The sequence below is a fragment of the Gordonia heveisoli genome, from assembly GCF_030315745.1.
Classification (GTDB): Bacteria; Actinomycetota; Actinomycetes; order Mycobacteriales; family Mycobacteriaceae; genus Gordonia.
The window spans coordinates 14,717-40,415 of record NZ_JASXSH010000001.1; the positions used below are offsets into that span (position 1 = coordinate 14,717).

Sequence of the window (25,699 nt, forward strand, 5' to 3'; positions counted from 1 at the left end):
AACGACCCCCACACAAAAAGGCGCTCCGGCGGAGCTGTCGGGTCGGGGGTCTGACAGCTGCGCCGGAGCTACCCGTATATCTACGCTACTTTTCGCTTCGTTACATCCCCAGTCAGCACTTTTCTCACAGAATGTGACGAATTCGCCGATTCGTCCCGAGCTTTGGCGCCCGGTGGGCGATTCGAGGAGAGGGCGGCACCCGCTGGTCGCGAGCGCCGCCCTCCCGTCGAGCGGTAGCGGTGGGACTTTCTCAGCCCTCGATGATCGCGGTCACGCCCTGTCCGCCGGCCGCGCAGATCGAGATCAGCGCGCGACCGCCGCCGTTGGCCTTGATCTGCTTGGCCGCCTGCGCCACGATGCGTCCGCCGGTCGCGGCGAACGGATGCCCGGCGGCCAGCGACGACCCGTTGACGTTCAACTTGGAGCGATCGATGGAGCCCAGCGCCTTGTCCAGGCCCAGCCGCTCCTTGCAGTACTCCTCGGACTCCCACGCCTGCAGGGTCGCCAGGACCACCGAGGCGAAGGCCTCGTGGATCTCGTAGAAGTCGAAGTCCTGCAGGGTCAGGCCATTGCGGGCGAGCAGACGCGGCACCGCATAGGTCGGGGCCATCAGCAGGCCGTCGGGGCCGTTGACGTAGTCCACCGAAGCGGTCTCACTGTCGACGAAGTAGGCCAGCACCGGCAGCCCGCGCTCGGCGGCCCACTCGTCGCTGGCCAGCAGCACGGTCGAAGCACCGTCGGTCAGCGGCGTCGAGTTGCCCGCGGTCATGGTCGCGTCGCCGAGGGACACGCCGAAGACCGGCTTGAGCGTCGACAGCTTCTCCGCGGTCGAATCGCCGCGCAGGTTCTGGTCGCGGGTGAGGCCACCGAACGGGGTGATCAGATCGTCGAAGAAGCCGGCGTCATAGGCGGCCGACATCTTCTGGTGGCTGAGCGCGGCCAGTTCATCCTGGTCGGCGCGCTTGATGCCGAATTCCTTCGCGGTGATCGCGGCGTGGTCACCCATCGACATACCGGTGCGCGGCTCCCCGTTGCGCGGGATCTCGATGCCGAGTTTGGGCAGCAGCTTCAGCGCGCCGAGCGCCTGATCCTTCGTGCTGCGCGCCCGGTTGACCTCCAGCAGCGCCCGGCGCAGATCCTCGGACACGGCGATCGGGGCGTCGGAGGTGGTGTCGACGCCGCCACCGACCGCGACGTCGTAGCGGCCACGTGCGATGCCGTCGGCGACGGTGGTGATGGCCTGCAGGCCGGTGCCGCAGGCCTGCTGGATATCGAAGGCGGGGGTGTAGGGCGACAGCGCCGAACCGAGCACCGATTCACGGATGAGATTGAAATCACGTGCGTGCTTGAGCACCGCGCCACCGGCCACCATGCCGAGCTGCTCACCCTGCAGCGCGAAGCGGCTGACCAGGCCATCGAGGGCCGCGGTGAACATTTCCTGGTTGCCGACCTTCGCGTAGGCCTTGTCCTGGCGGGCGAACGGAATGCGGTTGCCGCCGAGAATCGCCACCGGCCGCTCGGTACGGGTCTTGGGTGTGTAAGCCACTTCGATCTCCCAGAGTGAGGTTCGGAATCTATGGAGTATTCTTACTCCTGAGTAAGTTCGTTGTCGAACGCCGCTCCCCGAGTGCGCTCGCCGAAACACCTGTGCTGCCCAGCAACAACCAAGAGGAGATCCACGTGGCCGCCAACGGAAACACTGGCCTGTACGCAAGCTTCGTCCACTCCGGCCCCGGCGCATTCATCGCCAAACAGGCTGGTCTACCGGTCCCCCCGACGCTGCGCCGCTACCGTGCGTCCGATCCGACACTGCCCGGCCCGGTGCTGCTCGGCGGCGCCGGACGTCTCGTCGAACCGCTGCGCGAGATTCTCGCCACACCGGACTACACGCTGATCCAGAACGCCACCACCGGCCGGTCCGCCGACAAGTACGGCGGCCTGGTGTTCGACGCCACCGGCATCACCTCCCCCGCCGACCTGGCTCAGCTGTACGAGTTCTTCCAGCCGGCCATGCGCTCGACCGCGGCCTGCGCCCGCTTCGTCGTCATCGGCACCACCCCCGAACTGGTCACCAACCCCGATGAGCGGATCGCCCAGCGCGCGCTCGAAGGTTTCACCCGCTCGCTCGGCAAGGAACTGCTGAAGGGTTCGACCGTGCAGCTCGTCTACGTCTCCCCCGAGGCCAAGACCGGACTGTCGGGTCTCGAGTCGACGCTGCGCTTCATCCTCTCGGCGAAGTCGGCCTTCGTCGACGCGCAGGTGTTCCGGGTCGGCGCCGCCGACGCCACCGCCCCGGAGAGCTGGGACCGCCCGCTGGCAGGCAAGGTCGCCGTCGTCACCGGTGCCGCCCGCGGCATCGGCGCCACCATCGCCGAGGTCCTCTCGCGCGACGGCGCCCACGTCATCTGCGCCGACATCCCGGCTGCGGGTGAAGCCCTCGCCGAGACCGCCAACAAGGTCGGCGGCACCGCCTTCCCGCTCGACGTCAGCGCCCCCGACGCCGGCGCCAAGCTGGCCGAGCACGCCCTCGAGCGCCACGGCGGCGTCGACGTCATCGTCAACAACGCCGGCATCACCCGCGACAAGCTGCTGGCGAATATGGATGCCGGACGCTGGGATTCGGTCATCGCGGTCAACCTGATCGCCCCGCAGCAGCTCGTCGAGGCACTCACCGAACGTGGTGCACTGCGGTCGGGTGGCGCGGTCATCGACGTCTCGTCGATCGCGGGTATCGCGGGCAACCGCGGCCAGACCAACTACGGCGCCTCCAAGGCCGGCGTCATCGGACTCGTCGACGCCTACGCCCCGACCCTGGCCGAGAAGGGCATCACTATCAACGCCGTCGCCCCGGGCTTCATCGAGACCAAGATGACCGCGGCCATCCCGCTGGCCACCCGTGAGGCCGGTCGCCTGATGAGCTCGCTGCAGCAGGGCGGGCAGACCGTCGACGTCGCCGAGACCGTCGCCTACTTCGCCAACCCGGCCAGCAACGCGGTGACCGGCAACGTGGTCCGCGTATGCGGCCAGGGATTCCTGGGTGCGTGATGGCGAAGACGATCACCCTCGCGGCCGCACCCACGACGGCTGAGTTGTACAGCAAGGCGGTCGGGGGACTGCTGCCGGTCATCGGGAAGCCTGCCAAGGTCGCCGTCGACGCGACGGTCCCCGATACGGCCTACCGGCTCACCGACGTCCACGTGGATCCCGATGCGCTGCAGGCGTACTGCCGTGCGACCGGGCAGCGTTTCGGCGCCACCCTGCCGATCACCTATCCATTCGTGCTGCAGTTCCCGCTCGTCATGAAGCTGATGACATCGGCCGAGTTCCCGTTCGGCGCAGTCGGTTCGGTACATATGACCAACACCGTCGAGCGCACTCGGCCGATCGGCGTCGACGAGCCGCTGACGATCGTCACGCGCGCGGAGAACCTTCGGGAGCACCGCAAGGGACTGTTGATCGATGCGGTCAGCGAGATCAGCGTCGGCAATGAGCTGGTCACCACCCAGGTGGCCACCTTCCTCAAGCAGCAGCGCACCAGCCTGTCCGACGAGCCCCGCGGACCCGAACCCAAGGCGAGCACCCCGCCGCCGCCGGATTCGATCCTGACCGTCGACCTGGGACGTATCCGCCAGTACGCGGCAGCCTCCGGCGATCGCAACCCGATCCACATGGGCAACCTGCCCGCCAAGGCGTTCGGCTTCCCGAAGGCGATCGCGCACGGAATGTGGAGTGCGGCCGCGGCCGTGGCCAACGTCGAGGCCCAGCTGCCCGACGCGGTCACCTATTCGGTCCGCTTCGGCAAGCCGATCTTGTTGCCCGCCAAGGTCAATCTCTACACGACCAGGGCCGACGGCGGATTCGACATCTCGATCCTGGACCGCCGCAAGGGATTCCCACACCTGACCGCGACGACGCGCGCCAACTGACCGTCGTCGGGGTTCCGGGGGCGAACCGAAAGTCGGGGAAGACTTCTTCCCCGACTTTCGGCACTTCCCCGTGGTGCAACTAGGGGAGGAAGCGGAAGGTCGGGGAAGAACGTTCGTCCCCCAGTTTCAGGCGGTGCGGTCGGTGCCGACGCCCTTCAGGCCGCGCCAGACGATGCCGACGAGGAGGTCGGTGGCGGTGTCGAGGTCGACGTCGCCCTCGGTGATCCGGTCGGCGACCGCTTCGGAGGCGCCGACCAGGGCGACCGCGGTCAGCTCGAAGTCGATGTCGCCCGCACCCTCGACCGTCGTACCGGCCTTGATCAGGTCGGTGACCATCTCGGTGACGCGCCGGCGGCTCTCGCTGACCACGTTGGCGAAGCTCGCCGTGCCGATCGCGACACGGTAGAGGACCCGCCAGGACTGGCGATTCTCGTGGACGAAGCGCAGGAACTCACGAATGGTGGTGCGCGCCTGCTCCCGCTGGGAGAGTCCGGGATCGAACCCGACGCTCATCGCCTCGATGAACAGTCCGGATTCGCGAGCGATACAAGCACTGAACAGCTCCTCCTTGGAGCCGTAGTACAGATAGAGCATCGGTTTGCTGATCTTCGCCTCGGCGGCGATCGCATCCATCGACGCATCGCGGAAGCCGTTCTGTGAGAACACCTTCACAGCCGCATCGAGCATCTGCTGCTCACGCACCGCGCGGGGCAACCGCTTGGTACCGCCCGACATGACCCACCTCCTGATAGAAACGACCCCGGTCCGGCGTCGCCACCGTTCGAGGATACCAACAACTTACCGAACGGTAAGTTTATCGTGGAAAGCGGTCGGCTCAGCAGTCGATGACGCCCTTGGCCCGCAAGATCCGCACCACCGAGCGGTTGACCCGATCATTGGTCAGCGCACCCGACGCCACCGCGCCCTCGAGGGTGTCGAGCACCGATCCCACCGCGTCGGTGGACAACCACAACGCGACGTCGCCACCCGCCTTGACGAACTTCAGCACCGCCTGCTGGATCGGATACCGCTGGTTGATGGCCGCCATCCCCGACAGATCGTCGGAGAACACCACCCCACGGGTGAACGGAGGACCACCGTAACGCTTCCCGGTCCGCAGCATCCCGATGGCCCCGCCGCTGATGCTGGCCGGCGTCTCCGGACCGGTCAGTCCGGGCACGATGAGATGCCCGACCATCACACCCGCGGCCGGGTAGTCGCGCAGCAGGGTCTGATACGGAATCAGGTCGCTGGTCTTGAGCTGCGACAGCGGCGGCGTTCGCACCACACCCAGATGCGAGTCGCCCGACCCGTGGCCGTGGCCCGGGAAGTGTTTGAAGACCGGCTGGATACCCGCCTTGAGCAGGCCGGCGGCGTAGGCGCCCGCGTACTTTGTGACGACGGCGGGATCACTGCTGAACGATCGGTCGCCGATGACCTCGTCGTCTGCTTCGTCGCTGACGTCGGCGACCGGAGCGAAGTCGACGGTCACGCCGAGCGCCTTGAGCTTGCGGCCGACCTCGGCCGCGATCTCGGTGACTTGCTCGGGTGTCTTGGTCCGGGCCAGTTCCCGCGGCGACGCCCCATCGATACCCAGCGAGGACAACCGCGACACCCGACCGCCCTCCTGGTCGACGGTGATCATCAGCGGGATCTTCGAATTCTTGGAGATCTGCGCGGCGGCACCGCTGGTGAGGATCGACTTGTCGGTCCAGCTTCCGACGAAGACACCGCCGATCTGTTCGGCGGCGACGATCGCCCGCGCGTCGGCGGCACCCGTGACCCCGACGACGATCAGCTGCGCCAGCCGTTGCCGCAGGGTCATCGCGTTCACCTGCTGCGCACCGCAACCGTTCGCCGGGGTGGTCGCGGCAGGCCGGCTTGGGTTCGCCGGACTCGCCGCCGCCGATGCCGGACTCGCCGCCGACGAATCGCCGGCCGTCGTCGACGGCCCGGCGGCCGGCTCCGACGTCGAGCAGCCGACGGCGAGCACACAACTCACCGAAGCCGCGACGGCGACCAGCGCAGCGCGCAGCGGAGCACGTCCGCGAGTTGAACCCATCTCACGAGTCTGGCATGTAGCCTGGGGCAATGGGCGCAGGGTCCAGTCCGAACGGTTCTGATCCGACGGGTGCCCCACCCAATGGTTCGTCCTCCGACAGCCGGTGGCAGACGCATCCGGGCACTGCGGCGCGCGGCGCCCGCGACAGTCACGTCCTGATGATCGCCTACGACGGTTCCCCCAACGCCGACCGCGCGATCCGCTATGCCGCCACCTATCTGCGCGCCACCACCGCCTATGTGGTCACCGCCTGGCAGCCCGGTTCGATGTCCCCGGCGCGGCTCTCCACGCTCTCCGGCGGAATGCAGCCCTTCATCGACACCCAACTCGACACCGGGGTGGATCAGGCCCTCGAACACGAGGCGGCCGAACTGAACGCGGGTGGGGTCGCGCTGGCCGTCGAGAACGGGCTGTCGGCGCGCGGGCAGATCGTCGAGGTGGAATCCACCGTCTGGGGCGCATTGGTCGCCGCGGCCGATGCGCTGCACGTCGACCTGCTCGTCACCGGTACCCGCGGGTCGTCGGGGCTGCGGGCGCTGCTGCATTCCAGCGTCGCCGAACGCGTCCTCAAACACTGTCACCGGCCGGTGTTCATCGTGCCCGCCAAATGCGAGAAGGATCCGCCCGTCACGCTGTGACGGATCATCGCCGCGCGGCACATCACACATCCCGTGTCCGAATCTGTGGGATGTCTGACGTAGACGCCATCGAGGGCCGCACCCCAAACTGATCGGCATGACTCGATCCGTCGTCGTACTCGGTTTCGGCGGTGTCCAGCCGCTCGACGTGACCGGCCCGATCGACGTATTCACCTCGGCGTCGGTGGCGCTGGCCGGACAGGCGACCGAGGCCGGGGAACCGGGGTACACCGTCAGCCTCGTGTCCGTCGACGGGGCGCCGGTGGACTCCGGTTTCGGATTGCAGTTCGTCGCACGACCGCTGCCCGACCCGGCCGCGCCGATCGACACCCTCGTCATCCCCGGCGGCATGGGGGTTTTCGATGCCCGCCGGGACACGCCGACCATCGACTGGCTGCGCAGGGTCAGCGCGCGGACCCGACGCGTGGTGACCGTGTGCAGCGGGGCCTTCCTGGCCGCCGAAGCCGGACTTCTCGACGGCGCCCGGGCGACCACCCACTGGTCGGCGGCCGCGATGCTCGCCGACGACTATCCCGCGATCGAGGTCGACCCGGAGCCCATCTTCATCCGCAGCACCGACCGGGTGTGGACGGCCGCCGGGGTCACCGCCGGGATCGACCTGTCGCTGGCCCTCGTCGAGGACGACCACGGCACCGACCTCGCGCAGCTCGTCGCGCGATGGCTGGTGCTGCACCTACGACGCCCCGGTGGCCAGTCGCAATTCGCCCCGCCGGTGTGGATGCCCCGCGCTCGACGTCAACCGATTCGCGAGGTCCAGGAGGCCATCGAGCGCGATCCGGGCGCATCCCACCGCATCCCCGACCTCGCGCGTCTCGCGGCGATGAGTCCACGTCACTTCACCCGGGTATTCACCGCCGAGGTCGGGGAGGCACCGGGCACCTATGTCGAACGCATCCGCACCGACACCGCCCGCCGTCATCTCGAGGAGACCGACGACCCGATGCCGGTGATCGCCGCCCGCACCGGCTTCGGTTCGGCGGAGACCATGCGCCGCACCTTCGTCCGGCGGATCGGCGTGGCCCCCGATCAGTACCGGCGCAGCTGCCGGTGACCCTCACCCACCACCACCGACACGAGCAGAGGACCTATGACCCAGATCGCGATCGTCGTCTACCCGCAGTTCACCGCCCTCGATTTCATCGGCCCCTACGAGGTGCTGCGTAACCTACCCGGCGCGCAGGTGCGTTTCGTCTGGCACGAACCCGGTCCGGTCGCCGCCGACTCGGGGGTGCTGCTCGTCGGGGCGACGCACTCCTTCGACGAGACCCCCTCCCCCGACGTCGTCCTCGTGCCGGGTGGTCCCGGCTTCGCCGAGGCGGCCCGTGACCCGAAGGTGCGGACCTGGCTGACCTCGGTCGCCCCCACCGCCGACTGGGTGGCCTCGGTGTGCACCGGTTCACTGGTCCTGGCCGCCGCCGGGCTGCTGGAAGGAAAACGGGCAACCTCGCATTGGGTTGCGGTCAACCAGCTCAGCGCGTGGGGCGCGACACCGGTCACCGACGAGCGCATCGTCTTTCCCGCGCCCGGCGACCGGGTGGTCACGGCGGCCGGGGTGTCGGCCGGTATCGATCTCGGGTTGTGGCTGGCCGGGCAGATCGCCGGTGCCGAACGCGCCAAAGCCATCCAATTGTTCATCGAATACGACCCGCAGCCACCGTTCGATTCCGGCCATCGCAGCAAGGCAGGCGCCGGCACGGTGTCCCGATCGATGGCGATGTTGACCCGCGACTCGCTCCGTCCGGGGCCGTTGAAGGCGGCATCGGCGCTGCTCTGGGAGAGTGCGGTGCGCAGGGTGCGTCGTTGACGATGGTAATTTCGACGCCATGACCAACAACCGCCTCGTCGCCGGCGCCGTCGCCGCAGTCGCTGGACTCGTCGTCGGGGTCGGCGCGGTCTTCCTCGGCGGCATCTTCTCCGCCGAGAACAGCCCGTCCACCGACCTGACCAGCGTCAACCCGAACAACGGCTTTGTTCAGGGGTCCGTCGACTACGGGTCGCGGGGCGGCGCGGGCGACAACAACTGAGATCGCACGAGCTCTCCCGGGCCGGTGTCGCCGTCGCGGCGGCGCTCGCCCTGCTCGTCTGTCTACTGCAGTCCCCCGGCCGGATCGCGGCCGACACCAAGCTCGATCTCACCGCCAATCCGATTGGTCTGCTGCGTCGCGCGGCCCATCTGTGGTCGCCCGACGCCCCGATGGGTCAGGTCCAGAACCAGGCGTACGGCTACTTCTTCCCCCATGGCGCGTTCTTCGCGCTCGGTGACCTCCTCCAGCTGCCGCCGTGGATCGTGCAGCGGCTGTGGTGGGCCCTGCTCCTCACGGCCGGATTCGTCGGCGTGGTCCGACTCGCCGAGGCGTTACGGGTCGGCTCACCGACGTCCCGAATCGTGGCCGGTGCGATCTTCGCGCTCAGCCCCCGGGTCCTGACCACCCTCGGCTCGATCTCGTCGGAAACGCTGCCGATGATGCTCGCCCCCTGGGTGCTGTTGCCGGTGGTGCGGGCCCTGGACACCGAACCCGGCAGGCGGCCCCTGTGGCGGGAGGCGGCCCGGTCGGCGGCCGCCGTCGCCCTGATGGGTGCGGTGAACGCGGTCGCCACGCTGGCCGCGCTGGGTGTCGCGGTGCTGTGGTGGATGATCCACGCCGCGAGCACTCGTGGGCTGCGCTGGTTGCGATTCGGCCTGTGGTGGGCGGTCGGCCTTGCGCTGGCCTGCGCCTGGTGGCTGGTGCCGCTGCTGATCCTGTCTCGGGTCAGCCCGCCATTCCTGGACTACATCGAATCCTCCGGCGTCACCACCCAGTGGACCTCGCTGACCGAGGTGTTGCGTGGCACCAGTTCGTGGACGCCGTTCGTCTCCTCGGAGCGGGTCGCCGGGGCCGTGCTGGTGGCCCAGCCCGCCGCGGTGCTCGCCACCGGAACCCTGGCGGCCGCCGGACTCGCCGGACTGTGCATGCGGCACATGCCGTTCCGTGGTCCGCTGGTGATCGTCCTGGCCGTCGGCCTGATGCTCATGTGCGTGGGCTTCGCCGGGCAACTCGGCTCCCCCATCGCCGACGACGTCCGAGCCTTCCTCGACGGCCCGGGCGCCGCACTGCGCAACATCCACAAATTCGAGCCGCTCATCCGGTTGCCACTCGCCCTGGGCGTCGCACATCTGCTGGCCCGGGTGCCGCTGCCCGGTTCGGTGCCGTGGCGGACCGCGATGTCGGCCTTCGCACATCCACAGCGGTCCCGGCCGGTGGCCGCGGCCATCGTGGTACTGGTGGCCATGGTCGGCGCGGGTTCGCTGATGTGGACCGGCCAGCTCACCCCGGCGGGCGCCTATCGGGAGATCCCGCGGTACTGGCAGCAGACCTCGGACTGGCTCGCCGACCACAGCGATCCGGACGGGGACGGGACCGGCACCCGCGCACTGGTGGTGCCCGGCGCACCCTTCGCCGACCAGCTGTGGGGTCTGACCCGCGACGAACCGATGCAGCCGCTGGCCCGATCGCCGTGGGCGGTGCGCGACGCCATCCCACTGACCCCGCCGGGCGCGATCCGGGCGATGGATTCGGTCCAACGGGCCATCGCCGCGGGCCGTGGCTCACCGGGGCTGGCCGCCACGCTCGCCCAGCAGGGCATCGGCTATGTCGTGCTGCGCGCCGACCTCGATCCCGATACCTCCCGATCGGCCCGTCCCCTGCTGGTGCAGCAGGCCCTGCTCGACTCCCCCGGACTACATCGGGTCGCCGTCTTCGGTCCGCAGGTATCGGCACCCTCGGTGGCGGATGTGGTGCGCGACAACAACCTTCGCCCACCAATGCCGGCGGTGCAGATCTTCGCGGTCGACGGTCCCGCCGGATTCCCCGACACCGGGCCGGTCCTCGCCGACGCCACGACGATGCCAACGGTGACCGGCGGCCCGGAAGCTCTCGCCGCTATCGCCGACATGCGGGCCCGGATGGGGCTGACGCCGCTGGGGCCGGCCATTCTCGACACCGACGCCCGGCGCGCGGGTGTCGGCGGGAGGGGACTGCTGGTCACCGACACCCCCGCGGACCGCGAGACCGACTTCGGCCGCGTCGACGACCACAGTTCCGCGATCCGCGCCGTGGGCGATCCGCGCCGTACCCGCAACGCGGTGGCCGACTATCCGGTCGACGGCGCTCAACTCGTCCGCGGAGAATGGTTGCTGGACAACCAGACCGGCCAGGTCAGGGTGTACACCTCCGGGTCCGCCGCGGACGCCACCCAGCCCGGCCAGACGTCCCCGGCGAATTCGGCGGCGGCGGCCTTCGACGGCGACCCGCACACCGCCTGGGCCAGCGCCGGACTGCAATCGGCGCTGGGCCAGTCGATGCGCATCGACTTCACCCGCCCGCGAAGCGATCTCGCGATCACCCTGACCACCGCGAAAGCCCTCGGACCGGACGTCACGAGCGTGCTGATCAGCACCGAGGCGGGTAGCACGGTCGCCGCGATCGGCAAACCCGGAACACCGGTGACCCTCGCCGCGCCGGGCGGCGCCACCCGCTGGGTGCAGATCCGCGCCATTGCGACCGCCGACGGAACCGCCGGAAACCAATTCGCGCTCGCCGAAGTCGGCGTCGGCGACCTGCGCACCGGCACTGCACTGCACATCCGTCATCGTGTCGTACTCCCCGAACTGACCGCGCAGACCCGGGTGACCGGCTGGTTGCTGACCCAGGAACTCGCCGGCCGCCCATCCTGCGTCGACGATCCCGCCGCCGACGTCGTGCGCTGCGCAGGCGGACTCGGCCTGTCCCCCGAGACTCCCGGATTGTTCACCCGCGCTTTGTCGGTACCCCAGTCCACCGACGTGACGCCGACCCTCACCCTCACCCCGCGTCCGGGTGACGCCCTCAACGCCCTGCTGCGCACACCACGAACCATCGTCGCGACCGGATCGTCGTCGGTGACCGATCCGCGCGGCGGGCCTTCTGCCGCGGTGGACGGCGATCCGCGCACCGTCTGGACCGCTCCGGAGGCGGCCACCGACCCGGACAAGCGCCGCGACCGACCGACGACCAGACCATCGGCGGCCGACCGCCCGAAGAACCCCCAGCTGGTGCTGAATCTGCCCGCACCGCAACCGGTCACCGGACTCGAACTGACACTGCCGCAGGACTACCCGGCCGCGCCGACCAAGGTGTCGGTCGACCTGGGCACCGGCGCGCAGGTGCGCAGCGTCCCCGCCGACGGCCGGTTGTCGCTGCGCCCGGCGACGACCGATCGGATCGCGGTGACGATCCTCGATCAGCGGGACCTGGTCGATGTCAACAGTCTCGGTTTCGCCTCGCCCGCGCCGCCCGGGATCGCCGAGATCGCCATCGTCGGCGGCCCACCGCCCCCGCCCGCCGACGACGATCGGGTCATCGACGTCGACTGTGCGGCCGGGATCGGGGTCACCGTCTCCGGCCAGGTGACCCCGATGACGGTACGCACCACCGTCGGCGCCCTCCGCAACGGCCATCCGGTGGTCGCGAAACCCTGTGCCCCACAACCTGTTCGACTCGCCGCCGGACAGCAGGAGCTGACCGTCAACCCGAGTGCGGCATTCAGCGTCGACGCCGTCTCGCTCGATGTACCCGAGTCCGTCGGTGGATCCGCGACGCCGACCGTCGCCGTTCCCGGCCGCGTGCTGTCCTGGTCGGCGACCGACCGTTCGGTGCAGGTCCCGCCGTCCGACCACGACCGGGTGATCGTGGTGCCGGAGAGCACCAACGACGGCTGGCAGGCCCGGCTCGGCGACGCACAGCTGACCCCGATCGTGGTCAACGGGTGGCAGCAGGGCTGGCTGGTGCCTGCCAACACATCCGGCACCCTGCATCTCACCTACCGTTTCGACGAGCTCTACCGGTGGGCACTCGTCGTCGGACTTCTGCTGATGGCGGCGCTGCTGATCGCTGCGGCGTGGCCGGTCCGCGCCGACGGTGCACCCGAGGCGGTGCAGCGCCGGCAGTGGATGTTGTCGCCGGTCGGACCGGGTGCCGCGGCGGTCGGCGTCCTCGGATTGTCGTGGTTGCTGGCCGGCTGGTGGGGTGTCGCCATCGGGATCGCCTGCGCGGCAGCCGCCGCTGCCCTGCGACCCCGGGCGGGAGTGGTGGCCGCCTTCGTCGCGATGATGACCGCCACCGTCGGCCTGGCCGCCCGACCCTGGCATGCGGCCGACGGCTATCACGGCTTCGCGTGGTGGGTTCAGGCTCCCGCACTGGTGTCGGTGCTGCTGACCATCTGGCTGGTCGTCTTCTCTCGTTCGGCCCCGGCCTCCGGGACCGATGCCGACGTCACGCTGCTGGATCGCGTGCGCGCGTCCTCCCTGGCGCGCAGCCAGCGGCGGGCCGGTTCCTCGAGGAAGGCATAACTCGCCGCCGACACCCCGATCGTCAGGACGACGGTGATCATCCACACCAGCAGGGCGTCACCGCTGAACGGGATGATGCCGAACAGCGGGAAGACCATCTCCAGCACCGCCAGATGCCAGATGAAGATGCCGTACGACCACCGTCCGAGCGCCAACATGACCGGTGAGCACAGGAAACGGAATGGTGGATCGCCGACGACCAGCGGCGCCAGCAGCGCATAACCGCACACCGCGCCCAGCACCATCTTGGTGGCGAATTCCAGTTCGGTCAGCGCACCCAGCCCGGTCGGACCGGCCAGCGGGGTGCAGGCCAGCGCGTAGGCGGCGACGAATGCCACGAACATCACCCGGCGTCGGGCGCTGACCGCGACCGCGTGCCGCGACCACCGCCCGGTCCGGCCGACGTCGACCGCGCCGGCCAGTTCGGCGAGCAACAGCCCCGCCAGGAACCACGGCAGGTGACCGAACACCCAGTTCTTGGGTTCGACCCCATCCGCGATCGGCAGCGCGTGCACGGCCCACGCCCAGGTCAGACTCACCGCCCCCAGCACCAGCAGCGCAGGGACCCGCCAGCGGGCGCGACGGCCGGACAGGTTCCGCAGGGCCAGACCGAGGAACGGCAGCAGCAGATAGAAGGCCACCTCCACCGACAGACTCCACATCTGCGTCAGGCCGGCGGTCAGCGACAGCGGGACGAAGACCTGGGTGAGGGTGAGATTGGCCAGCCACACCGTCGTATCAGCCCCCTGCGCAGCCGGGAGCAGCAGTAGTACGAGCGTCACCACCACCACGTAGGCGGGCCAGATCCGCACCACCCGATGCCGCAGATAGCGCCGGATCGGCGGATGCCCACCGTCGGTGTACGCCCGGTCCACCCAGGCGCGCCACAGCAGGAATCCGGACAGGGCGAAGAAGACCGCGACCGCCAGATCGAGACGGCCCAGGACCGGCCCGAGGACCGCCAAGTTCACCGCACCGGTCTGAAAGGACACGTGAGTGGTCAGCACACCGAGCGCGGCCAGCGCCCGCATCCCCTCGAGCTGCGGATAGAACCGTCGGGTCGCGACGGCTGCGGCAGGGCGATCGGTGCTGGTCATGCTCGGTACAGGGTAGCCGCATCGACGCATGCGGTGATGCCCGCGATAGCCTCCCCTCTATGGCAGCGTCCGAGACCACCCCGCGCCGGTGGTCGACCACCGACCTCCTCGGACCGACCGCGCTGTTCGTCGGCGCCTTTCTGCTGGCGGTCACCGTCGCCCTGCCGACACTGCTGGCGGACGGGCTGCGCAAGGTACCGCTGAGCACCGATTTCACCACCGTCGCGGTCCTCACCGAACCGGCCACTGTGCTCGATCGCTGTTCTCTGAACACCCCGTCCGCCCGGACCGTCGAAGCCGACCTGGTCCGTCAGCAGCGGGTGGTGGCGGTGCAGCCCTCGGACCGGGATCGGGTGACCCTGCAGGCCGGCACCTCCATCCAGGCCGACGCCTTGATCATCGACGGCAAACGCGTCGACGTGGACGCCCCCCGACCGGGGGCACCCGCCCGCACCCCGGACGACCCGAACCGGCCGGAGACCGCGCCCACCCCCGAATCCGACTGCACCGACTCGACGATCACCGCAGTCAAGGACCGGATCACCCTCGACCGCACCACCGCCGAACCCGACCTCGGCGACGGCGGCAGCTCCGAGATCCAGTACGAGAGCCGGTCGGCGCCCGTCGCCGTACCCGATCGCCGCGGCTTCACCTACCTGTTCCCCTTCGACCTGAGCACCGGCGACCACACGTTCTTCGACACCACCACCCGACGGTCTGTCGCGCTGCGATACACCGGCGACACCCAGGTGGAAGGGCATGATGTGGCCCGATTCGTCGCCGAGATCACCGACACCGACCTCGCCGGACTGGCCGGGGCGTCGACGCCGGCACGGCCGACCACCATCACGCGGCCGGCATCGTGGTTCGGCGTCGGGGGAAGCCCGGCCCGACCGCTCACCGCCACCCTGCACCACCGGTCCCGGTGGGAGCTCGCCGTCGACACCCGGTCCGGAATGATCGTCGACCAGGACATCGTCGTGGACGAGTCCTATCGTCTGCCCGCAGGCACTGCAGCCGTCGCCGACGACTTCGCGCTGCCCTATCTGCGCGCCCGATTCACCTTCGACGACCGGACCCGCGAGGAGATGACCCAGCGGGCCGCCGACCTGGCCCGCCCCGCACTGATCTGGGGGCGACTGGTCCCCATCGGCACCGGGATCGTCGGTGCGGTGCTGGTCGTCGTCGGCCTGTGGTTCCTCGACACCGCGCGCATCCCCAGCCGGATCCGACGTTGGGCAGAGCAGGGACATCAGGACTGAGGGCCGCGCACGTCACGGTCCGAAACGCCGGAGGCAGACCGTTACGGTCACCGTCGCGGCCAGCATCCCGGACACCGCGGCCACCACTGCGAGGGCGGCGACGCTGTGCACCGCGGTCGCGATCACGACCGTCTCACCGGCCGCCACCGCCCACGCGATCCCGGCGATCCGGGTGCGGTCGCGGGCAATCGCCGACAGCAGCGCCACCTGCAGCACCGACAGCGCTGCGCCCGTGGCCGCGAACAGCCACAGCAACCCGCTCAACGCCTGATAGTCGTCGCCGACGACGAGCGGGACCAGCGGGCCGGCCAGGCCTGCGCCGACGGTGAGGAGCGCGCCGATGGCCACCACCACCCGCACCGCGGTCCGCAGCGATCCGGCCGAGCGGGCGGGATCGGCGAGCCGCGGATAGAAGACCACGCCGATCGCCTGCGGCAACCAGAAGGCGACCTTGGTCGCGATGGCCCCCAACGCATAGACACCTGCGTCGTCCTCCCCGAGAACGGTCCGGGACAGCAGCAGATCGACCGACGTCGCGACGATCAGCACCAACTGCACCTGCGAGGCGCGCAGCACCCCCGCCGCGCTGACCCCCGCATCTCGCGGTACCGGCGCCGACCGGGCGGCGACGGATCGAACCGGCGCCCACACCACCACCACCCACACGATCACCGCCGACGCCGCCGCCCCGGCGGTACCCGCGAGCAGACCTCCGGCCGGCCCGGCCCCGGCCGCCAGCACGCCGACCGTCGGCGCCGCACGCAGGAACCCGACCACGGCGAGCACCCAGCCCAGCGCGCGGAACTCGCCGCGCCCCTGCAGCACGCCCTGTCCAGCGGCGATGAGCGTCAGGAAGGGGGCCGCGCCGAGCGCGCAGATCGTCGTGACCACGCCGGTCCGGGCCAGCATCGCCACCAGCGGTATCGCGACCGCGACCAGCGCGGCCACCGACAGCGTCGTCCGAATGGTCAGTCCGCGCAGCCCGTGCGGGTCGTACCCCCGCACCACCGCCCGCGCGAGCACCACCTGCAGCGCGAGCGCCGGGACACCGAGTACCAGCATCGCCGACAGGAGTACCGCGAACTCGCCATACTCCCCCGGCCCGAGGAACCAACCGCCGGCGAGCAGATGGACGGTGTACATGCAGGCATTGGCGATCATGGACCCGAGGGCGACCGCACCGATGGCGCCGACGAGACCCGTCGGGGTTCGCCGTCGTGCGCTCCGCTGCATTCCCCAAGTGTGCCGACCCGGCGGGCATCGCCGCACCGCGGGGCGTTTTGCACCGGGCCCGGCCGATAGGCGACGATGGGACGGCAGCGAAAGCGAGAGAGACCTTCTGATGTACGACCAGAACACCAGCTATGAGACCGATCCCACCGACGTCGGTTCCCGCATCGACCCGGTCCTGGCCCGCAGCTGGCTGCTCGTCAACGGCTCGCACTACAACAAATTCGAGCCGGCCGGCCGGTCGCGCGCCGACATCGTCGTCCTCGACATCGAGGATGCCGTCGCACCCAAGGACAAGGTCGCCGCACGCGACAACGTGGTCCGCTGGCTCGGCGGCAAGCAGGCCCCGGCCGCCGGAGCCGGTGACTGGGTCCGCATCAACGGTTTCGGCACTCCCTGGTGGGCCGACGACATCGCCGCACTGGCCCCCACCGCGATCGGCGGAGTGATGCTGGCGATGGTCGAATCGGTCGACCATGTGACCGAGACCGCCAGCCGGCTACCCGATCTGCCGATCGTCGCCCTGGTGGAGACGGCCCGCGGACTGGAGCGGATCGGCGAGATCGCCACCGCGAAGGGAACTTTCCGGCTGGCCTTCGGTATCGGCGACTTCCGTCGCGACACCGGGTTCGGCGACAATCCGCTCACCCTGGCCTACGCCCGGTCGCGATTCACCATCGCCGCCAAGGCCGCGCATCTGCCCAGCGCCATCGATGGCCCGACGGTCGGCTCGAGTGCCCTGAAACTCAGTGAGGCCACCGCGGTCAGCGCCGAGTTCGGGATGACCGGCAAGATCTGCCTGACCCCCGATCAGTGCGCCCCGGTCAACGAAGGCCTGTCCCCGTCGCTCGACGAGATCAGTTGGGCCCAGGAGTTCTTCGCCGAATTCGAGCGGGACGGCGGCGAGATCCGCAACGGCTCGGATCTGCCGCGGATCTCGCGGGCCACCAAGATCCTGGATCTGGCGCGGGCCTACGGCATCACCGCCTCCGACTACGAGGACGATCCGGTGCATATGCCCGCACCCTCGGACACCTTCCACTACTGACGGTTTCACCGATGCCGACCAGACGGGTGCTGCCGCTGCTCTACCTCGTCAGCGCGCTGGGGTCCGTCGTCGTCACCGCCCCGATCCTCGGCGCCGCCCTCGGCGTCGGACCACGCTATCTGCTCTACCGCGACGCGGTCTCGACGCCGCGATCGCATGTCACCGACGCGATGCTCGGCATCGGGGACGTCGCCCCGCGGGCGGTACCCCAGGACTGGTTCGTCGCGACGGCGAGTCGGGTCATCGACGGCGGCATGCTGGTCGCGGCGATCATGGTGGCCTCGCTCGTCTTCGCCGGGGTCGGATACGGCCGACTCGCGGCTCGCCTGGTCCCGTCGGCGCAGCGCGCCGGAGCGGTGGCCGCGAGTGCCGTGGCGATCTGGAATCCCTATGTGGCCGAGCGTCTCCTCCAAGGCCATTGGGGACTGCTGGTGGGTTATGCGGCACTGGGCTGGCTGATCGTCGAGGTTCTCGATCTGCCCGCGGCACCCACCGCGGCCCGGTGGTGGCGCCTCGCCGGCCTGACTGCCGTCGCCGGCTTGACCCCGACGGGTTCCCTGCTGGCCGCCGCGGCACTCGGGTGTACCGCTGCGGGACTGCGGATGGGTGGACGCCGTGCGGTGGCGATCGCCGGATGCTGGCTGTTGGCGTCGGGTCCCTGGCTGGTGGCCGCCATGGTCGGCGGGGCCACCACCTCGTCCGGCACGGGCGGGACCGAGGCATTCGGACTACGTGCCGAACCCGGATTGGGCGCCCTCGGAACTGCACTCGGTCTCGGCGGAATCTGGAACGCGGACGCCGTGCCCACCAGTCGTACCGTCGGTTGGGCCGCGGTCGCCACCGTCTGCCTGCTGATCGTGGTCGGCGTCGGCGGATGGCATCTGGCCCGCCACCGCGCCGGCGAGGACGGCCGCGTCGACGCGGTGCGGCGCGCGCTGGCGATCCTCGCTGCGGTGACGGTGATCGTGGTGGTGTGCACCGCCGTCGGTCCCGGTCGTGCCCTGCTGGGACATGTCGTCGAATCGGTGCCCGGCGCCGGACTGCTGCGCGACACCCACAAATTCCTGGCCTTGCTGATGCCGGCGTTCGCGATGGCCGTCGCCGGTGCGGTCGCCGCGCTACGCCGCCGGGTGCCTGCCGGATTCGCGCTGGCCGCGGTGGCGCTGCTGGTCATCGCCCCGCTGCCCGACCTGGGCTGGGGCGTCGGCGGTCAGATCCGGCCGATCGACTATCCGGCGGACTGGCGAACCGTCGCCGCCATCGTGCCCGCCGACGAAGGTGCGGTCGCCGTGTGGCCATCGGATACCGTGCGCCGCTACGACTTCGCCGACGAACTCAGCCTGGATCCGGCGCCGCGGATGCTGCGGGCACCGGTCGTCGAATCGGGCAGGCTGACCGTCGACGGGGTCGAGGTCGACCCGCCGTCGGCGCGGGCGGCCGAAGTCGACCGGCTCTTGGGGAGTGCAGGCGATCGGAACCGGCTGGCCGAACTGGGAGTCGGATGGGTTCTCGTCGAGGACGGTTCGACACCGGCCGCGCTCACCGGTGCCCACCCGGTATTCGCGGGGACATCCTTGCGGCTCTACCGCATCGACGATCCGGTGCTGGATCAGGTTTCGGCGGTCCGCCGCGCGCTGGTGATCGGAGCCCACCTGGTGTGGCTGACACTCATCGTCGGCGCGGCCGCCACCGTGGCCCTCGGCGGGGTGCGGCGGATTCGCCGGTCATCTCCGCGAAGGCGGCCACGAAGCCGTCGGCCGTCGCCGACCACGAATACCGGCCCGACCTGACCTTCGCAGCCATACCAAGACGTCGGGCTGCGGCCTCATCTTCGACGAGTTTGCGTGTCGCACTGATCATTTCGTCAACCCCGTCGACGAGCAGTCCGGTGCGCCCGTCGTCGACGGATTCCACCAGACCGACCGACGAGCGGTACCCGACGGTGGCGACACCGTGCTGGGCCGCCTCCACCACGGCCAGGCCCCAGCCCTCCTTGCGGGAGGGCATCAGATGTACTCGGGCACCCGCCAGTAGCTCATGTTTGCGCCGCTCGCTGACGTGGCCGTGAAAAGTGACCGCCGCGTCGATGCCGAGTTCACCTGCGAACCTGCGCAATTCCGGAGCCCACCAGCCGCCGCCGATGACGTCGAGGGTGACGTCGAGACCCTCGCGACGCAGATCGTCGACGACCCGCAGCGCATGCTCGACCTGTTTGTGCGGCACCAGTCGCGACAGCACGCACAGCCGAACCGGACCATCCGCCGGCATCTGCTGCGGGTGCAGACCGTCGGGCAGCGGGTCGATACCGTTGCGGATCACCGTGATGCGGGCGGCGTCGACCCCCAGGTCCACGAGTTCGTGTTTGGACGGCGTGGATACCGTGACGTACCGGTGGCGGCGATGCACCCGCGGCGACACCGTCGACTCCAGGTACCACCCCAGCCTGCCCAGCACACGGCCCGCGACCGGCCACTGTTCCCGATGGCAGTGATGCACCAGCACCGCGGTGGGCACTCCCGCGACGAGAGTGGCGAAGAAGGGCACCCCGTTCTGGGTGTCGACGACCACCTCGGGCGCGAACCCGGCCAGCCGGCCCCGGCCCAACCGTCCGGCGACCATCATCGCCAGCACCCGTGGATAGACCGTGATGCGCCCGCCGACCCGGACGAACCGGATCCCGTCGCGCATCTCCTCGCGCCGCGAACCGGGATACCGGGAGGTCAGGTAGGTGACACGAACTCCGCGTCGGACCAATTCGGCACCGACGCGTTCCAGGTAGGTCTCACTGCCGCCGCCCTGCGGGTGACAGGTGTCCCGCCAGCACAACAGCAGGACCTCGGATGGAGCACGCATTGCCGCACAGATTACCGACCGAGCCTGAGAACAAGCGCATCGGCCCTGGTCCGGGCGTCGTCTGGCCGGCAGGCACCGACCACTAGAATCGTCCGGGTGACCCGCACGCCGATGGCCGCGCTGGCGACGCTCCGACGCGCGGCAGGCCTCCTGGACGACTTCCGTTTCGAGCAGACCGATCCCGCCCGCTTCTACGGTGCGCTCGCCGCGGACACCACCGCGATGATCACCGCGTTCACCGAACAGGTCGACGCCACCGGGATCGCGAATCGGGTCATCCTCGACGTCGGAGGAGGCCCAGGCTATTTCGCGGACTCGTTCCGGGCGGCGGGCGCGCACTACATCTCCGTCGAACCCGACCCCGCCGAGATGCATGCCGGCGGGCTCGATCATCGCGGATCGGTACGCGGGTCCGGACAGGCACTGCCGTTCGCGGACGGCTCGATGGATGTGTGTCTGTCGTCGAACGTCGTCGAACACACCCGCCGCCCGTGGGAGATGTGCGAAGAGATGCTGCGGGTCACGCGGCCGGGTGGGCTGGTCATCGTGAGTTACACGCTGTGGTGGGGTCCGTTCGGTGGCCACGAGATGGGTCTGACCCACTACGTCGGCGGGCACCGCGCGGCCCGCTGGTACACCCGCCGCCACGGGCATCCGCCGAAGAATCTGTTCGGCACCTCCCTGTTCGCGGTCACCGCCGCGGCAGGACTGCGCTGGGCGTCCACACTCGACGGCCGCGCCGACGTCGTCGCCGCCTTCCCCCGCTACCTACCGCACTGGATGTGGTGGGTCATGCGGGTACCCGGCCTTCGCGAGGTCCTCGGCACCAATCTCGTTCTGGTGCTGCGCAAGTCGTGACCGAGTCCGGGGAACCCTTCGAGCCGCGAAGCGTCAGCGCGAGACGTCGGCACGGCACTCCAGCGGGCCCGGGCCCGACGTCGAGGAGTTGAGCAGTTCACCGTCACGCAGGATCGTGCAGGTCACCCGACCGCGCACGACGATCGCGGTCAGGCTGGCGGTATCCCCACCGACCTGCGTGGTGATCGACCAGGGCGCACCGGCGGTGGCGACGATGACCGGCCGGCCGCCGCTGCGATAGTTCATGCCGATGACGTCGCCGTTGCCGGTCAGTTGGTAGACCACCAGGTCCGGAGGCGTCGTGCGGGTGGGCGACGTGGTCGTCGTCGTGGTGGTGGTCGTGGTCGGGGTGGATGGCTCCGACGCCGAACTCGACGGCCCCGTGGTGGTCGGCGACCCGGCGGTCTGCGTGCTGTTGTCCTCGTTGCCGCTGAAGATGACGTACGCGACGACACCGACGATCACGAGCGCGGCGATCACCGCCAGGACCAAACCGACGGTCCGTCCGCGGGACGACGAGCCGCCGGGTGGGCGCCCACCGTCGTAGTAGCCGCCGGCGTTCTCGGCATCCTGGTCGTAATACGGTGCGGCCAGGTCGTCGGCGCGCGGCTGCGGGGTCCGCGGATCGAGCGCACCGTACTCGTCGGTGGGGCCGGTGTGGGTGTCGCCGTATTCGCCGGGGAAGGCTTCCGAACCGGGCCCGAACTGTCGGGTCGACGGCTGCTGGGGCCGCTGCGGCTGCTCGCGCGGGTCCTCGGGTGGTCGGGTCATGGAAGTCGATTGTGCCACTGCCGGGGTCCCCGACCCGTCGATGCGTCGAACGACGCATCGTGGGACCACCCGACGGCGGCCCCACGATGCATCCCACTCATGCCTCGGCGATGGCCTCCAGCGGGCCGGTCCGCGCCGCGCGCACCGCGGGCCACAGCGCGGCCAACACCCCGACGACACCCGACGCGACCAGCGTGATGACGATCAGACCCCACGGCAGCACCGCGTTCCCGAGACCCCAGGCGCCGAGCGTCTGCACCAGCGCCCACCCGATCACGGTGCCGAGCACCACACCCATCACCGCGCCGAAGATCGAGATCAGCACCGACTCCAGATAGATGCTGCGACGAACCTGAGCTCGCACCATGCCGATCGCGCGCAACATGCCGATCTCACGCTTACGTTCCACCACCGACAGCGCAAGGGTGTTGATGATGCCGAGAACCGCGACCAGCAATGCCAACCCGAGCATCGCGTACAGCGTCGCGAGCATCTGGTCGATCTGCGTGGAGATGCTGCTCTTGAACTCGTCGCGGTTCTGTACCTGTGCGGTCAGATACGAATCCGTCGCCGTCTCCAGATCGGTCCGCAACTGATCGAGATTCGTTCCGGGCGCCGCCTTGAGGAAGATCCCGAAGTTCTGCCGGGCCTGCGGGGACACCAGGCGGTCGTAGATCTGCGGGCCGACCAGCCAGGGCTGCAACGCCTCGTTGTCGGCGTAGACGCCCGACACCGTCACCGGCACCCGCTCACCGTCGGGACCCGCGAAGGTGACCACATCACCGCGCTTCCACCCCTGCTCGCGACTGGTGCGTTCGGTGACGAACATGCCGTCGGCGGGCAGAGTGTCGGAGGACCCGTCGACCATCCGGACGGTCGCGACCTCACGGGGCTGTCCGCCCAGCGCGGCGAAACCCAACAGGGACTTCTCGGTGCCGTCGTCGGCGAGGATGCGGGCGGGTACCGTCCCGAAGGACACCGACACCCCCACGCCCGGAACCGCGGCGGCCGCGGTGGCCACCGACTCCGGCAGCGGACTCTGGTTGGTGCCCATGATGATGTAGTCCGCGGTGACCCCGTTGTCCACGGCGTCGTCGATGGTGCCCTTGAACGACGATCCCAGGGTGCCGATCACCGCGACCAGCATCAGGCCCAGGGTGAGCGCGAAGGCGGTCGCCGCCGAACGTCGGGGATTGCGCACCGCATTCGTGCGGGCCAGCCGTCCGATCGCGCCGAACGGCGCGCCCAGTACCCGTCCCAGCACTCCGACGAAGGGCTGTGCCAGTGCCGGGCCGGCCAGCACCGCGGCCACGATGACCGCCGCCGCACCGGCGCCGACGGTCAGTGCCGGACCGGCGCCCTCCCCCGTCGCGCCGATGACGAGTGCGGCCACTCCGGCGACCCCGAAGATGGTGCCGACGATCGTCCGGGTACGCAGCGACGCAGAGCCTTCGGTCATGCTGGCCCGCATCGCCTCCACCGGCGGCACCTTCGCGGCCCGCGCCGCGGGCACCCAGGCGCTCACCATGGTGACACCGACACCGACGACCAGCGATGCGATGATCGCGGGAGCCCCGATGTTCAGGCTGCTACTGGGCAGCCCGGACGACGAGCTGGTGAATGCCCGCAACAGCGCCGCCAATCCGATACCGACCGCGAGTCCCACACCGCCGCCGATGATTCCGACCACGAAGGCCTCGAAGAGTACCGACCGGGACACCTGCCCTTCGCTCGCACCGACCGCCCGCAGCAACGCGAACTCACGGTTGCGCTGGGCGACGATCATCGAGAAGGTGTTGTAGATGATGAAGGTGCCGACGATGAGACCGATGGCGGCGAAGGCCAGCAGGATGTACTGGAAGATGCTCAGGAACTCGTTGACCTGATCCTTCTGATCCTGACGCACCTCGTCGCCGGTCCGGACCTGGAACCGATTGTCGGGGTCAGGGCCGAGCGCGGCTTGCACCCGCTGCTTGAGCTCCTGGGGACTGACGCCCGGCACCGCCGACATATCCACCACCGCAACGTGTTTTCCGTCGGAGAACACCATGTTGGCGGTCGCCTGGTCGAACTGCACGTTGACGTAGCCGCCGGTCGACGACGGCAGATCGATGAGTCCGACCACCTTCACCGTGTGCGGCGGGGCGTTTCCGGCGGTGGATACCACCTGGGTGGTGTCCCCGACCTTCAGTCCCGCCTCGTCCGCGGCACTGGCGTTGAGGGCGATCTCGCCGGGGTTGACCGGACCGCGGCCACCGGCAATGATCTTCGACCCGTTGGGGTTCCGGCCGTCCTCGTAGGGAATGTAGGCGGTGCCCATACTCGGGGCACCACCGGTCTGCAGCGCCTTCCCGTCGGAATCGGCGATCACCACCGACCCGGTCTGGTTGGTCACCAGCCGGTCGATACCGAGTTCACCAGCGCGCGAACGCAACTGGTCGACCACCGCGAGCGGCACCCCGGCTGCCTCCTTGTCGGCGGCGGTCACCTCGACGGCCACCCCAGGCGCCGCACTGTCGAAGATGTCGTTGAAGGCCTTGGAGATCGTCGAGGTGAAGACGATCGACCCGGCGACGAAGGAGGTACCCAGCACAATGGAGAAGACGGTCAAGAACAGACGGAGCTTGTGCGCCCGCAGGTTTCGCAGCGAAACCCGGCGCATCACCGAGGAGGCCACGACTCAGTTCTCCTCGACTCGTGCGGCGGCCGGGTCGTCGAGATGCTTCATGACCTCGAAGATGTCATCGGCCGAGGCGCCGACGAGTTCGCGCACGATCTGACCGTCGGCCAGGAACACGACCCGGTCCGCGTAGGACGCAGCCCGCGGGTCGTGGGTCACGATGACGACCGTCTGACCGAATTCGTCGGTCGCCGCGCGCAGGATGGCCAGCACCTCACCCGACGATCGGGAATCCAGGTTGCCGGTCGGTTCATCGCCGAAGATGATGGCGGGCTTACCGATCAGCGCTCGCGCACATGCGACACGCTGCTGCTGACCGCCGGACAACTCGCTGGGCAGATGGTCCAGCCGGTCGCCGAGGCCGAGTCGGCCGACGACGGTGTCGAACCAGTCGGTGTCGACGCTGCGGCCGGCGATGTCGAGCGGCAGCGTGATGTTCTCCGCGGCGGTGAGGGTGGGCACCAGATTGAAGGACTGGAACACGAAGCCGATGCGATCGCGCCGCAGCATCGTCATCGCCTTGTCCGACAGCGAGGTCAGCTCGGTGTTGCCGATGTGCACCCGGCCGCTGGTGGCCAGGTCGAGGCCGGCCAGGCAGTGCATCAGAGTCGACTTGCCGGAACCGGACGGGCCCATGATGGCGGTGAAATCGCCGGTCTGGAAGGAGATGGATACGCCACGTAGAGCGTCCACCGCCGTATCGCCGGAACCGTAACGCTTGACGAGATCGGCCGCTCCGGCCGCGATCGAAGGTGAGGTTGCATGGCCGGTGGCCGTGTCACTGGCAGTCATGGCTACCACGGTGCCCTATCACGGGCCGGTTGGCTATCCGGTAAATCCCCGAGATCACCCCGATCCCGATCCTGAACCGACGGCTACCCCCGAA

Annotated in this window: 18 protein-coding genes and 1 pseudogene; 10 read left to right on the forward strand and 9 right to left on the reverse strand. The window is 69.6% G+C overall.

Annotation, left to right across the window (positions count from 1 at the left end):
* Positions 1-250: 250 nt before the first annotated feature.
* A complete protein-coding gene (locus QSJ18_RS00075) occupies positions 251-1,546 on the reverse strand; it encodes an acetyl-CoA C-acetyltransferase (protein ID WP_286324135.1) in 1,296 nt (431 codons plus the stop codon).
* Positions 1,547-1,680: 134 nt separating this feature from the next.
* Here QSJ18_RS00075 and QSJ18_RS00080 point away from each other — a divergent pair, with 134 nt between their 5' ends.
* Together QSJ18_RS00080 and QSJ18_RS00085 are read left to right on the forward strand one after the other, a co-directional pair.
* The gene (locus tag QSJ18_RS00080) at positions 1,681-3,045 is read left to right on the forward strand and encodes a 3-oxoacyl-ACP reductase (RefSeq protein WP_286324136.1); all 1,365 of its coding nucleotides are present in this window, start codon (positions 1,681-1,683) and stop codon (positions 3,043-3,045) included.
* Entirely contained in the window at positions 3,045-3,926 is an 882-nt protein-coding gene (locus tag QSJ18_RS00085) for a MaoC/PaaZ C-terminal domain-containing protein (RefSeq protein ID WP_286324137.1), read from the forward strand. Before QSJ18_RS00080 ends, QSJ18_RS00085 begins: the two co-directional genes overlap by 1 nt.
* A 126-nt stretch (positions 3,927-4,052) precedes the next feature.
* On the opposite strand, the gene QSJ18_RS00090 is transcribed toward QSJ18_RS00085, so the two are convergent.
* Both QSJ18_RS00090 and QSJ18_RS00095 read right to left on the reverse strand, forming a co-directional pair.
* Complete coding sequence (locus QSJ18_RS00090; RefSeq protein WP_286324138.1) at positions 4,053-4,661, reverse strand: TetR/AcrR family transcriptional regulator; 609 nt, start codon at positions 4,659-4,661, stop codon at positions 4,053-4,055.
* Positions 4,662-4,761: 100 nt separating this feature from the next.
* Positions 4,762-5,988 carry a glycoside hydrolase family 3 N-terminal domain-containing protein gene (locus tag QSJ18_RS00095; RefSeq protein WP_286324139.1) on the reverse strand — a complete coding sequence of 409 codons (1,227 nt, stop codon included), beginning with the start codon at positions 5,986-5,988 and terminating at the stop codon, positions 4,762-4,764.
* A 29-nt stretch (positions 5,989-6,017) separates the two neighbouring features.
* On the opposite strand from QSJ18_RS00095, the gene QSJ18_RS00100 reads away from it, so the two are divergent.
* The 5 genes and pseudogenes from QSJ18_RS00100 to QSJ18_RS20225 all read left to right on the forward strand — a co-directional run.
* On the forward strand, positions 6,018-6,626 hold the full coding sequence (locus QSJ18_RS00100; protein ID WP_286324140.1) for a universal stress protein: 609 nt from the start codon (positions 6,018-6,020) through the stop codon (positions 6,624-6,626).
* 97 nt (positions 6,627-6,723) lie between these two features.
* The gene (locus QSJ18_RS00105; RefSeq protein WP_286324141.1) at positions 6,724-7,698 is read left to right on the forward strand and encodes a GlxA family transcriptional regulator; all 975 of its coding nucleotides are present in this window, start codon (positions 6,724-6,726) and stop codon (positions 7,696-7,698) included.
* Between the two features lie 36 nt (positions 7,699-7,734).
* Entirely contained in the window at positions 7,735-8,451 is a 717-nt protein-coding gene (locus QSJ18_RS00110) for a DJ-1/PfpI family protein (RefSeq protein ID WP_286324142.1), read from the forward strand.
* Positions 8,452-8,470: 19 nt separating this feature from the next.
* Positions 8,471-8,671, forward strand: a complete 201-nt coding sequence (locus tag QSJ18_RS00115) for a DUF2613 family protein (protein ID WP_286324143.1) — start codon at positions 8,471-8,473, stop codon at positions 8,669-8,671.
* Positions 8,672-8,754: 83 nt separating this feature from the next.
* Positions 8,755-11,949 (forward strand): annotated as a pseudogene (locus QSJ18_RS20225) (alpha-(1->3)-arabinofuranosyltransferase domain-containing protein); the annotation flags it as partial.
* Positions 11,950-12,848: 899 nt separating this feature from the next.
* Here the strand turns inward: QSJ18_RS20225 and QSJ18_RS00125 are convergent.
* Positions 12,849-14,111 carry an acyltransferase family protein gene (locus QSJ18_RS00125; protein ID WP_353507189.1) on the reverse strand — a complete coding sequence of 421 codons (1,263 nt, stop codon included), beginning with the start codon at positions 14,109-14,111 and terminating at the stop codon, positions 12,849-12,851.
* Between the two features lie 59 nt (positions 14,112-14,170).
* Between QSJ18_RS00125 and QSJ18_RS00130 the strand changes: the two genes are divergently transcribed.
* Entirely contained in the window at positions 14,171-15,373 is a 1,203-nt protein-coding gene (locus tag QSJ18_RS00130) for a PorA family protein (RefSeq protein WP_286324144.1), read from the forward strand.
* 12 nt (positions 15,374-15,385) lie between these two features.
* On the opposite strand, the gene QSJ18_RS00135 is transcribed toward QSJ18_RS00130, so the two are convergent.
* On the reverse strand, positions 15,386-16,606 hold the full coding sequence (locus tag QSJ18_RS00135; protein WP_286324145.1) for a polysaccharide biosynthesis protein: 1,221 nt from the start codon (positions 16,604-16,606) through the stop codon (positions 15,386-15,388).
* Positions 16,607-16,715: 109 nt separating this feature from the next.
* Here QSJ18_RS00135 and QSJ18_RS00140 point away from each other — a divergent pair, with 109 nt between their 5' ends.
* Positions 16,716-17,651: an HpcH/HpaI aldolase/citrate lyase family protein gene (locus QSJ18_RS00140; RefSeq protein WP_286324146.1), complete on the forward strand. Its 936-nt coding sequence runs from the start codon at positions 16,716-16,718 to the stop codon at positions 17,649-17,651.
* A gap of 1,668 nt (positions 17,652-19,319) precedes the next feature.
* On the opposite strand, the gene QSJ18_RS00150 is transcribed toward QSJ18_RS00140, so the two are convergent.
* On the reverse strand, positions 19,320-20,504 hold the full coding sequence (locus QSJ18_RS00150) for a glycosyltransferase family 4 protein (RefSeq protein ID WP_286324147.1): 1,185 nt from the start codon (positions 20,502-20,504) through the stop codon (positions 19,320-19,322).
* Positions 20,505-20,615: 111 nt separating this feature from the next.
* On the opposite strand from QSJ18_RS00150, the gene QSJ18_RS00155 reads away from it, so the two are divergent.
* Positions 20,616-21,362: a class I SAM-dependent methyltransferase gene (locus QSJ18_RS00155; RefSeq protein ID WP_286324443.1), complete on the forward strand. Its 747-nt coding sequence runs from the start codon at positions 20,616-20,618 to the stop codon at positions 21,360-21,362.
* A gap of 33 nt (positions 21,363-21,395) precedes the next feature.
* On the opposite strand, the gene QSJ18_RS00160 is transcribed toward QSJ18_RS00155, so the two are convergent.
* The 3 genes from QSJ18_RS00160 to QSJ18_RS00170 all read right to left on the reverse strand — a co-directional run bounded on the left by QSJ18_RS00160 (position 21,396) and on the right by QSJ18_RS00170 (position 25,605).
* Entirely contained in the window at positions 21,396-22,133 is a 738-nt protein-coding gene (locus QSJ18_RS00160; protein ID WP_286324148.1) for a hypothetical protein, read from the reverse strand.
* Positions 22,134-22,230: 97 nt separating this feature from the next.
* The gene (locus QSJ18_RS00165; RefSeq protein ID WP_286324444.1) at positions 22,231-24,795 is read right to left on the reverse strand and encodes an ABC transporter permease; all 2,565 of its coding nucleotides are present in this window, start codon (positions 24,793-24,795) and stop codon (positions 22,231-22,233) included.
* Between the two features lie 18 nt (positions 24,796-24,813).
* Positions 24,814-25,605: an ABC transporter ATP-binding protein gene (locus QSJ18_RS00170; protein ID WP_286324149.1), complete on the reverse strand. Its 792-nt coding sequence runs from the start codon at positions 25,603-25,605 to the stop codon at positions 24,814-24,816.
* Positions 25,606-25,699: the final 94 nt, after the last annotated feature.